The organism is Thermoflexus sp., from assembly GCF_025055495.1.
Lineage (GTDB): Bacteria > Chloroflexota > Anaerolineae > Thermoflexales > Thermoflexaceae > Thermoflexus.
This window is the reverse complement of record NZ_JANWXB010000424.1, coordinates 1-2183: the sequence shown is the minus strand read 5'-3', so window position 1 is coordinate 2183 and position 2183 is coordinate 1. Positions and strand designations below refer to the sequence as shown.

Annotated in this window: 2 protein-coding genes; both read left to right on the top strand. The window is 64.3% G+C overall.

Annotation, left to right across the window (positions count from 1 at the left end; genetic code table 11):
• The first annotated feature begins 110 nt into the window (after positions 1 to 110).
• Complete coding sequence (locus NZM16_RS13790) at positions 111 to 767, top strand: MBL fold metallo-hydrolase (protein ID WP_295449990.1); 657 nt, start codon at positions 111 to 113, stop codon at positions 765 to 767.
• Positions 764 to 1513: a tetratricopeptide repeat protein gene (locus NZM16_RS13785; protein WP_295449988.1), complete on the top strand. Its 750-nt coding sequence runs from the start codon at positions 764 to 766 to the stop codon at positions 1511 to 1513. Before NZM16_RS13790 ends, NZM16_RS13785 begins: the two co-directional genes overlap by 4 nt.
• Positions 1514 to 2183 lie beyond the last annotated feature (670 nt).

Below are 2183 nucleotides of genomic sequence, written 5' to 3'. Positions count from 1 at the left end.
TCCCAATCCCCCCATCAGGCCCATCTATGATACGATTAATCCACAGCAGAGTCCGGTCCATCCGGATCGGTCCCGATGGAACGCATCCCTGATCGCGAGGCGTTGGAGCAATGGAGATCACATGGTTTGGCTTGAGCTGTTTTCGCATCCGCAGCCGAACAGCGACCATCGTCACGGATCCGTATGACAAGAGCGTGGGGTTGAATCTCCCCCGCCTGAAAGCGGACATCGTCACGGTCAGCCACGACGCCCCGGGCCATAACGCAGTCCGCGCCGTGAAGGGCGAGCCGCACATTCTCAGCGGGCCTGGGGAATACGAGATCAGCGACGTGTTCATCACCGGCTTGGATATCCGGCCGGAGAACCGGCGCAAGCGGGACCGCGAGCGGCGCAATACGATTTTTCTGTTCGAACTGGAAGACCTGCGGGTCTGTCACCTGGGGGATCTCCAGCATGTGCCATCCCAGGCTGAGATCGAGGAGGTCCTGGGCGAGGTGGATGTGTTGCTCGTCCCCGTCGGCGGGGGGGAGGCGCTGAACGCCGCCCAGGCGGCAGAGGTCGTCAGCCTCCTGGAGCCCCGCATCGTGATCCCGATGCATTACCGGGTTCCGGGCCTGACCCTCAAGCTGGATCCGGTCCAGAAGTTCCTGAAAGAGATGGGAAGCGAGAAGGCGCCGGCCCTCGACGTCCTGAAGATCTCCCGGGGAGACCTGCCAGAGGAAACCCAGGTGATCGTCCTTCATCTCCAGGCCCAGGAAGAAGGATGAAACGAATCCTTCTCCTTGCGCTGGCAGGGCTGGGATTCGGCCTGGCCTGTCGCCCAACACCAACGCCCTCGCCGACCCCCATGGTGGACCCCCGACTGGCGCAGGCCCGAGCGGCGTTGCAACGGGGCGATGCCCTTTCGGCCATCGCACAGCTGGAGCCGTTCGTCCGGGAACACCCGGAGGCGCTGGACGCCCGGGTCTGGCTCGGGGATGCGTATGCCCTAGCCGGCCGCATGGGGGAGGCCGAGCAGACCTATCGGGAGGTGCTGCGGCAGGTTCCGGACCATGCCCTGGCTCGTCTGAGTCTGGGGACAGCGCTATATCAAAGCGGCCGCCTGAGCGAAGCCATCGCCGAAGCCCAGGCGGTCCTGGCGAAGCATCCTCAGGAAGCGCGGGCGCATTACCTGCTGGGTGCGGCCTTCCTTCAGCAGAACCGCATCCTGGAAGCGCGAAAGGCGTTCGATCAGGCGCTCCGGTTCCGACCGGATTTCCCCGAGGCGTATGTGGGGCGGGGAAGCGTCCGCCTGTTGGAAGGAGATTTCGCGGGCGCCGAGGCAGACCTCCGACGGGCCCTGGCTTTACGCCCCGGGATGTCGGAGGCTCTCTACTGGCTCGGCCGGCTGCTCGCCCACCAGGGACGAGAAGAGGAAGCTCGGGCGCTGCTTCGCCAGTTTTTGGCTGCCAATCCCCCCGCGCCCTTCGCCCACGATGCGGAGGCATTGCTTCGATTGCTGGGGGAAGATTGAGGGCTTGTTGGGACAATCTGTCCGCCATCCCATCCAAGGGGTGCTACCGCTTCGCTCGCTTCGAGAGCGAGGAAGCAGGACGGGGTTGGGAGGCGGCCGAAAGCCGCCGCTCAACCCCGTTTTTATGCCCCCTTCCCCCCGCTTTCGCCGGGAAGGAGCGGGGATCGAGCCCTCTCCCGCCACGGGTGGTTCGCTCTCCGGTCCGCAGCCGGACTGGATATCAGCCGAAAGCTTTTATCTTCTCTCCCTACGGCCCAAAGGACCGTGAGGAGAGAAGATGAGGGCAGGGCCATGCGCCAGTCCGACAGGCTCCCACCTGCGACACAAAAAAAGACTCCCATCGCCAGGCGTGTTATAATCACCAAGAATAGCATAAGATCGGTGCCCCAGGCCTTTTCCTGAGGCCCGAAGGCCCTGGAGAGAGATCAGAGGGGTTGGGAGGACCGCCTCCGGCGCTCGGCTCTGCCCCCTAAGTCTTTTATCCCCCTTCCCACGGCCCTTTGGGCCGGGGGTAAGGGGAGACAGGGGATGGGGGCCTGCCACCTCGTTCGACCGGCTCCCAACCGCGTAGCTGATTGATGAATTTTTGGGGAGGGTGGCCCACCGCAAGCTTAGGGGGGAAAGCAATATATTCGGGGGCTGGGGCGGGGCGCCTTCGGTACCCCGCCCC